This is a genomic window from Albidovulum sp., from assembly GCF_041919395.1.
Classification (GTDB): domain Bacteria; phylum Pseudomonadota; class Alphaproteobacteria; order Rhodobacterales; family Rhodobacteraceae; genus Albidovulum.
Genome location: NZ_JAYRTX010000117.1, coordinates 1 through 8,589 on the forward strand (window position 1 = coordinate 1; position 8,589 = coordinate 8,589).

At 68.3% G+C, this 8,589-nt stretch carries 7 protein-coding genes and 1 pseudogene; 6 read left to right on the forward strand and 2 right to left on the reverse strand.

All coding sequences use genetic code 11. From position 1 onward, the window contains the following. Together ACMUOO_RS15315 and ACMUOO_RS15320 are read right to left on the reverse strand one after the other, a co-directional pair. Nucleotides 1–135, reverse strand: a pseudogene (locus ACMUOO_RS15315) (chromosomal replication initiator DnaA); the annotation flags it as partial. Nucleotide 136: 1 nt separating this feature from the next. Further along, nucleotides 137–1,204, reverse strand: a complete 1,068-nt coding sequence (locus ACMUOO_RS15320; RefSeq protein WP_301919016.1) for an AI-2E family transporter — start codon at nucleotides 1,202–1,204, stop codon at nucleotides 137–139. A 141-nt stretch (nucleotides 1,205–1,345) separates the two neighbouring features. On the opposite strand from ACMUOO_RS15320, the gene ACMUOO_RS15325 reads away from it, so the two are divergent. The 6 genes from ACMUOO_RS15325 (at nucleotide 1,346) to ACMUOO_RS15350 (ending at nucleotide 8,472) form a co-directional block, all read left to right on the forward strand. After that, nucleotides 1,346–3,889, forward strand: a complete 2,544-nt coding sequence (locus ACMUOO_RS15325) for a putative PEP-binding protein (protein WP_301919015.1) — start codon at nucleotides 1,346–1,348, stop codon at nucleotides 3,887–3,889. Nucleotides 3,890–4,087: 198 nt separating this feature from the next. Beyond that, entirely contained in the window at nucleotides 4,088–4,777 is a 690-nt protein-coding gene (locus ACMUOO_RS15330; RefSeq protein ID WP_301919014.1) for a cell wall hydrolase, read from the forward strand. A gap of 89 nt (nucleotides 4,778–4,866) precedes the next feature. Further along, a complete protein-coding gene (locus ACMUOO_RS15335; protein WP_301919013.1) occupies nucleotides 4,867–5,751 on the forward strand; it encodes a dihydroneopterin aldolase in 885 nt (294 codons plus the stop codon). Nucleotides 5,752–5,795: 44 nt separating this feature from the next. After that, nucleotides 5,796–6,818 carry a dihydropteroate synthase gene (gene folP / locus ACMUOO_RS15340; RefSeq protein WP_301919012.1) on the forward strand — a complete coding sequence of 341 codons (1,023 nt, stop codon included), beginning with the start codon at nucleotides 5,796–5,798 and terminating at the stop codon, nucleotides 6,816–6,818. Further along, entirely contained in the window at nucleotides 6,815–8,158 is a 1,344-nt protein-coding gene (gene glmM, locus ACMUOO_RS15345; protein ID WP_301919011.1) for a phosphoglucosamine mutase, read from the forward strand. Before folP ends, glmM begins: the two co-directional genes overlap by 4 nt. 107 nt (nucleotides 8,159–8,265) lie before the next feature. Then, nucleotides 8,266–8,472, forward strand: coding sequence for a hypothetical protein (locus ACMUOO_RS15350; RefSeq protein ID WP_301919010.1), 207 nt, complete (start codon nucleotides 8,266–8,268; stop codon nucleotides 8,470–8,472). Nucleotides 8,473–8,589: the final 117 nt, after the last annotated feature.

Consider the following 8,589-nt stretch of genomic DNA (forward strand, 5'->3'; position numbering starts at 1 on the left):
CAGGAGAAGCTTGCCCTCCGGCCAGCCGCCGCCGTCGATTTGCGCGACGGCCAGCGCATTCGACGGCGAAACGAAGAAATCCCCGCGTCCCAGTGCGGTTCGCACCGGCAGATCGAAGGCGAGTTGACGAGGCATGTCAGATCTCATCGCTCCCCGACAGGCCCCGATAGAGGCGGCTGCCGAGGTATTGCGAGATCGCGAAGCGCGCCAGCACCCCGAGCGCGGCAGCGACGGGGACGGCGACGAGCATCCCGGCAAACCCGAAGAGCGTGCCGAAAGCGGAAAGCGCGAAGAGAAGCCAGACTGGGTGGAGCCCGACAGAGTTGCCGACAAGCTTTGGCGTGACGATGTTGCCTTCGAGGAACTGACCCACTGCGAAGATGCCGGCGATGAGCGCGATCTGGAGCCAGTCGCCCCAGAACTGGAAGAAGGCCAGCCCGATGGCGAGCGCGCCGCCGATCAGCGCGCCGACATAGGGGATGAAGGTAATGAGCCCCGCGATGGCCCCGACGATCAGGCCGAAGTCGAGTCCCGCAAGCATCAGCGTGACCGAGTAGAACGTGCCGAGGATGAGGCAGACCGACACCTGCCCCCGCACGAAACCTGCAAGCACCCGGTCGATGTCGCGCGCGATCGTGCGGACGGTCTCGGCATGGTCACGCGGCAGGAGCGCATCGATCCTGCCCACCATCTTGTCCCAGTCCAGCAGAAGGTAGAACGCCACCACCGGCACGACGACGATGAACACGACCGCGTTGATCACCGACAGCGCCGACGACAGCAGCCCGCTCGCAAGTTCCCCGCCCCTGGCCTGGATGGTCTTGCCGATCGAGGCGAGGGTCTCGCGCAGGACGCTTTCCTGATCCATGATCGAGGGGAAGTTCGCGCTCAGGAAGCCCTGTAATTCGCCGAAGATCGCTGGCGCGGCGTTCACGAGCTGCACGAGCTGGCGCACGAGCATCGGGACGATCAGAAGCGCCAGAAGCACGAAGATGAGGAGCGCGAGGGCCGAGATCGTGGCCGTGGCCACCACGCGCGACAGGCCCATGCGTTCCAGACGGTCGGCCACTGGATCGAGGAAATAGGCCAGGGCGCCGCCCACGAGGAAGGGCAGGATCACGTTGCCGAGACCCCAGAGCAGGGCGAAGAGGATCGCCGCCGCGATCCCCCAGTAGCTCGCCTGTTGGCGGACCGTCAGCGCCATGGCGCACTCCTTTCGTTCCAGCCAGTCATGGCCGAAGCGAGGCGACGGTGCAAGCATGCGGCTGACGCATATCGTTACCGCGCTTTTCCTTGCCAAGTTCGGCCCGGCGCGTATTCTGCCGCGGAGGAGTCCGGTGCCGCAGTGCAGAAACAGAGCATTTTCGCAGAATTCACCGAGATCACGCCATCGGCGCCGATCGACGCCGAGCGGCACGGCTGGCGCGCGAAATGCCTCCAGCGGCTGATCCGGCTTGACCTGCCGGTGCCAAGAACCGTGGCGCTTTCCGCCGACACGGTGCGTGCCATCGCGGCCGGAGTGACGCCGGACACGGCGCGGCTTGCTGCCGCCTTCGGCGGTGCGCTCGTCACCATCCGGCCCTCGCCGGCCAATCCCCACTGGGGTGGGCCGACGACCGTCCTGAATGTCGGCATGACCGGCGCGAAACATGCCGAGATCGCCGAGGTGCACGGCCGGGCCTACGCAGATGCGCTCTATCTCGGATTTGTGCAGTCCTATGCCATCCATGTCGCGCGGCTCGACCCCGACATGTTCACGGCCGAACCCTCGCCAGAGGCGCTTGCCGCGGCCCTTGCCGCCTATGAAGCCGAGATGGACGAGGAGTTCCCGCAGTCGCCTGCCCGGCAGATGGGCGAGGTGCTCCGGTCGATGGCCCGTGCCTGGGAGGGGACAACGGCGCGTCTCCTGCGCGAGGCGAAGGGCGCGCCGCCCGATGCCGCTCTCGGCCTCGTCGTGCAGGAAATGGCGCAGGCCGTCGGGCCGGGGCTCTCGGGCACAGGCACGATCCAGCTTATCGAACCGGTGACCGGCGCGCCGCAGGTGACCGGGCGCTTCCGCGGCCTCAATCCCGCGAACCGCAGGGCGGAGGAGACGCTCTATCTGGTGAGGGACCGCCGCGGGCACTCGCTCGAGGAAGCCGCGCCCGAGGTCTTTGCCGCACTTCAGGCCCATTGCCGCACCTGCCGCGAGCGGCTGCGCGAGGAAATGCTGATCGAGTTCGCGCTGGAAAACGGCGTGCTCAAGGTCATCGATGCCGTGAAGGTGCAAAGGTCGTCCCGCGCCTCGGTCCGCGTCGCGGTGACCCTGGCGACGGAGAAGATCATCAGCCGCGACGAGGCTATCCTGAGGGTCGAACCGCGTGCGCTGTCGGAGCTTCTGCACTATCAGGTGGACCCGCGCGCGCCGCGTGACCGGGTTGCGCGCGGCATCGCCGCGAGCCCGGGCGCTGCCTCGGGCCGGATCGTGTTCTCTTCGGCCGATGCTCAGGCTGCCGCCGCCCGCGACGAACGCTGCATCCTCGTCCGGCGCGAGACCGCGCCCGAGGACATCCGGGGGATGCACGCTGCCGTCGCGGTCCTGACCGAACGGGGCGGCATCACGAGCCACGCCGCCGTCATTGCCCGCGGACTCGGCCTGCCGTGCATCGTCGGGGCGTCGGAGCTTTCGCTCAACCTGCGCGACCGGGTCGTCACCACCCGGTCGGGGCGGACTTTCCGCGAGGGCGAGGTCATCACGGTGGACGGCACCAACGGAGAAGTGCTCGCCGGGACTGCCGAGATGCTCGAACCCGCGCTCGACGAATGGTTCACGACGCTCCTGCACTGGGCCGACAACGTCCGCGACATCGGCGTGCGCGCCAACGCGGACACGCCTGACGACGCCCGCACCGCGCGCATGTTCGAGGCCGAGGGCATCGGCCTTTGCCGGACCGAACACATGTTCTTCGACGAGGACCGGCTGACCGTCATGCGCGAGATGATCTTCGCCGACACGGCGAAGGACCGGAAGGTCGCGCTCGACCGGCTCTTGCCGATGCAGCGCGCGGACTTCATCGCGCTTTTCGACATCATGGCCGGGCTGCCCGTCTGCATCCGGCTTTTCGATCCGCCGCTGCATGAATTCCTGCCCCACGACCGAGAGGGGATGCGCGAACTGGCCGAGGCGCTCGACCGGCCGCTCAGCGAGGTGACCCGCCGGGTCGAGGCACTGTCCGAGTTCAACCCGATGCTCGGGATGCGCGGCGTCCGGCTCGGCGTGACGGTGCCGGAGATCTACGAGATGCAGGCCCGCGCGATCTTCGAGGCCACCGTCGAGGCCTCCCGGCGCGGCGCGTCGGTGGTGCCCGAGGTGATGATCCCGCTCGTCTCGGCCAAGCGCGAGGTCGAACTCGTCAAGACCCGTGTCGACGCGGTCGCCGCGGCTGTGCGCACGGCGAGCGGGGCGGATTTCACCTACCGTCTGGGCGTGATGGTCGAGACGCCGCGGGCCGCGCTCCGCGCGGGCGAGATCGCGCAGCACGCGGCCTTCCTTTCCTTCGGTACCAACGATCTGACCCAGATGACCTACGGGTTGTCGCGTGATGATGCCGGTCGCTTCATGGGCGATTACGTCAATCAGGGTGTCTTCCCGGAGGACCCGTTCCACGTCCTGGATGAGGACGGGGTCGGCGAATTGTTGCTCATCGGAAGCGCGCGCGGACGCCAGACGCGACATGATGTGACGCTTTCGATCTGCGGCGAACATGGTGGAAACCCGGCATCCATAGCGTTTTGTCGCAGATCCGGGTTCGATTATGTCTCCTGTTCGCCATTCCGCGTTCCCGTGGCGCGACTTGCGGCCGCGCATTTCGCGTTGACGGATCCGGTTTCCGAGAAGAAAGCAAAATGATTTCATGCGATTGAGGTCTTTTTGCCCGGTTTTGCCCCGCTGAAGCGATTGTTGCGCACAGCGAGACGATAGGGGTGATCGGCGGCGACCTGCCGCCGCGACGCCCCGCGGGTGGACGTGCCGGCCTGCTTCGGTTATGCCCTGCCGGTCATTGCCTTTGGGGGGCTGTGGCTCGACGAAGCAATTCGGGAACGGAAAATGTCAGTGCTGAAGTGCTGGACCGGGGGCATGGTCATGCTCCTAGGCCTCGCCGGAGGCTTGCATGCCGAGATGACGGTAAGCCAGTCGAACGATCCCAGCGCCGCGATCGGGATGAACCTGACCGCACTACTGGGACAGGACCGCGAAGGCCTTGGGGCCGTGGCGGGAAATCGCCTTGAGGCGATCGTAACGCCGCCGGTCGTCACCAGGAAAGCCGGGAAATCCGCCAGGGGCCAGATCGCCTACGACGAAGCCTGGCTTGCGTCGCAGCCGGCGGCGACGGGCGGGGCGGACTTCGAATGCCTCGCGACCGCGCTCTACTTCGAGGCGCGCGGCGAAGGCGTCGCCGGTCAGGCGGCGGTGGCCGAGGTGATCCTGAACCGGGTCGAAAACCCGAGTTTTCCGCGGACGGTCTGCGGTGTGGTCAACCAGTCGAACGGACGGGGTTGCCAGTTCTCCTACACCTGCGACGGCCGTGCGGACCGCATCGGCGATCGCGCCGCCTGGATCCGCGCGGGAAAGATCGCGAAGGCGATGCTCGACGGCGCGCCGCGAGCGCTGACGGAGGGGGCGACCTACTTTCACACGCCGGCCGTGCGGCCCTCGTGGTCGCGCCGGTTCGAGAAGACGGCGAAGATCGGCCGCCACATCTTCTACCGCGCCCCGATCGTGACCGCGATGAACTGATGCCGCAGGCGGCGCCTGCTGCGCCGTCTGTGGCCTTCCGGCCCCGGCCGATCCGGCTATGATGGCCCGACCCGAGCCGGAGCGCGAGCATGACCGACGACCGATCCCCCGCCTTCGGCGCGCTGGATGCGCGGGCCAGGGCCATGGAAGGCCCGAACCCGCCCGATCGCCTGTCGCTCCGCGACCACGTCGTCACAGCCGAGATCGGCGCCTTTCAGCACGAGCGCGGGCATGGTCAAAGGCTGCGCTTCAACGTTGTCGTCGAACTTGCGCCGGCAGGGGCGCAGGAATCCGGCGCTGAAGACGACGTGGACCGGATCCTTTCCTACGACCGGCTGACCGAGGCCATCGCGGCCGAGCTTGCGGCAGAGCGCCTGAACCTTCTCGAAACGCTGGCGGAACGGATCGCCGCGCGCATCCTCGCCGCGCCGCAGGCCGCGCGCGTCTTCCTCAGGATCGAGAAGCTCGACCTGGTTCCGGGCGCGCTCGGCGTCGAGATCGTGCGAGACCGGTCGGCGGCCCCCGCCGCCCGGGAAACCGGGCAGGGACCCCGCGCGGCCGTGCATCTCCTGCTGCGGCCAGTGCTGCCGGCACGGGTCGAGGGGCCCGCCGTAGTCGTGGCACCGGCGCCGGGCCTGCCACTGCCGCCGGTTGCCACTTCAGAGGCCCGCCGCCACGTCGCGCTCCTCGCGCTCGAACAGGCCGCCTGGTCGCTCGCCGCGCGGGACCCGGCGCTTTCGGTGGTCGCCACGCGGACCGAGCTCGACTGGGCGTTGAAACGCGGACGGCGCGTGGTCTGGGCACCGGCGAAGCTCGTCCTCGACACGCCCGGCGCGCCCGACACGGCGGAGCCAGTCGCGCTCGCGGCCTGGCTCGCCGACCTGCTCGATGCCGACGCTTTGGTCGTCCACGGCGGCGCTCACGGCGCTGTTGCAATCCCGGCGGGTTGTCGCGTGCCGGTCCGCTACGCCTGAGCCCGCCGCTTGCATCCCTGCGTGACCCGCGCCATGAGGCGGGCATGGACTACTTCCGCCCTGTCGCCATGACCGATCCCGCCCGCACGCCCGGCGCGCTGCCCCTTGCCGGGGGCTGGTGCTGGTTCGACCGGGCCGAGCATCTGACCCGCGCCGGCTCGCAGGGCCTCGTCGCTGCGCGGGACCTGCCCGGCGAGTTTCTCGCCCGCCTCACCGCGCCGCGCCCGGCGCTGGCGCGCCTGCCGCTGGACCGGCCCCGGCTCATGGGGATACTCAACGTCACGCCCGACAGCTTTTCCGACGGGGGCCGCTTCCTCGCGCCGGAGCACGCGCTCGCCCGCGCGCGCGCCATGGCTGCGGACGGGGCCGACATCCTCGACATCGGCGGCGAGAGCACCCGGCCGGGCTCGGCCGACGTCGACCCCGAGGCCGAAATCGCCCGCACCGCGCCGGTGATCGCGGCGTTTCGCGCCGGCGGACTCCCCACGCCCGTCTCGATCGATACCCGCAAGGCCGCGGTCGCCCTCGCGGCCCTCGACGCCGGCGCCGACATGGTGAACGACGTCGCGGCGCTGACCTACGATCCCGGTCTTGCGCCGCTCGTCGCAACCCGGCAGGCGCCCATCTGCCTGATGCATGCGCAGGGCACGCCCGCCACGATGCAGGCCGACCCGCGTTACGACAACGTGCTGCTCGACGTCTACGACTGGTGCGTGGCGCGCATCGCGGCGGCCGAGAGCGCGGGCATCGCCCGCGAGCGCATCGTCATCGACCCCGGCATCGGCTTCGGCAAGACCGCCGCGCACAACGTGACGCTCCTGCGCGGGCTCTCGCTCTTTCACGGACTCGGGCTGCCGATCCTGCTCGGCGCCTCGCGCAAGCGCTTCATCGGCACCTATGGCGGCGGCGCGGCGGAGGGCCGGGCCGATCTGCGTGGGCCCGGCACCATCGCCGTGACGCTCGCCGGCGTCGCCCAGGGCGTGCAGATCCACCGCGTCCATGATACAGTCGAAACCAAGCAGGCGCTCCGCCTCTGGCAGGCGGTGACGTTCGGAGAAGACCCATGAGCAGGAAGCTTTTCGGCACCGACGGCGTTCGGGGGACCGCGAATATCCATCCGATGACCGCTGAAATGGCGCTGCGCCTGGGGGCGGCGGCGGGGCGATATTTCCGCCGTGACGGTTCGGCCGCGCATCGCGTGGTGATCGGCAAGGATACGCGCCTCTCGGGCTACATGTTCGAGAACGCGCTGACGGCGGGTTTCACCTCGACCGGCATGAACGTCTTTCTTCTCGGCCCCGTGCCGACGCCCGCGGTGGGGATGCTGACCACATCGCTCCGCGCCGATGTCGGCGTGATGATCTCGGCCAGCCACAATCCCCACCACGATAACGGGATCAAGTTCTTTGGTCCCGACGGGTTCAAGCTTTCAGACGAAGCGGAACTGGAGATCGAGCATCTGGTGGATGTGGGTGTTGAGCCCGCCCAGGCGGTGAATATCGGCCGCGCCAAGCGGATCGACGACGGCCGCTTCCGCTATACCGAGCGGGTGAAGTCCACGCTGCAATCCGGCCGCAGTTTCGAAGGGTTGAAGGTGGTGATCGATTGCGCCAACGGCGCGGCCTACAAGACCGCCCCCGAGGTGCTGTGGGAGCTTGGGGCCGAGATCATTCCCGTCGGCGTGAGCCCGAACGGCCTCAACATCAACGAGAAATGCGGCTCGACGGATACGCGGCTGGCGGCGGAGACGGTCGTGGCGCATGGCGCGGATGTGGGCATCTGCCTTGATGGCGATGCCGACCGGGTCATGATCATCGACGAAAAGGGCCGCGTGGCCGATGGCGATCAGATCATGGCGCTTCTGGCGGCGCGATGGGCGGCCGAGGACCGGTTGCGCCACCGCACGCTCGTCGCCAGCGTCATGTCCAACCTCGGTCTCGAGCGCTTTCTTTCTTCACGGGGCCTGCGCCTCGAACGCGCGGCGGTCGGTGACCGCTACGTCGTCGAGAAGATGCGCGAGGGCGGGTTCAACCTCGGCGGCGAGCAGTCCGGCCACATCGTGATGACGGATTACGCCACGACCGGCGACGGACTTCTGGCATCGCTCCACTTCCTCGCGGCGATGGTGGAGGAGGGCAGGCGCGCCTCCGACCTTGTCCATCAGTTCGAAATTGTCCCGCAGATGTTGAAGAATGTCAGATATTCAATCGGAAAGGAGCCGCTTTCGTCTGAAAATGTTCGTAAAGCGATTGCCGAAGCCGAAGTTCGGCTGCAAAGCTCCGGCCGCCTCCTGATCCGCAAGTCCGGCACGGAACCCCTGATCCGCGTGATGGCGGAATGTGAGGACGAAGGCCTGCTGGCAGCGGTGGTGGGCGAGATCGTCGCAGCCGTCGAGGCGGCAGTCTGACGCGCCCCGCCACGGAACTTGCGCGGAACGGCCATCTTCTGTTCACTTCCCTGGGTGATCCTGTCGCCATCGGGGTCGGGGCCGCAGAGCGGAAGGAGGACTCCGCGATGATCGAACTTCTGGTGTCGGTGTGTCTTGCCAGTGGCGGCGGCTGCCACGATGTGTCGCTGCTTTACGATGCCCGAGATGTCTCCGTGATGGCCTGCGTAACCATGGGCCAGGCCGAAATCGCCCGCTGGCAGGTGGAGCATCCCGGATACCGCGTCCGCCGGTGGAGTTGCGGCGTGGCCGGCGAGGGCGGTACGTCCATCTGAATTGCCCGGAAATGTGATCCGACGGCGCGTCTCCTGCGTTTCAGGGGCAGCGGAGCAGGAGCGCGTGTCATGCGGGTACTGGTGATCGGCAGCAGCGGCGGGATCGGAGCGGCGCTC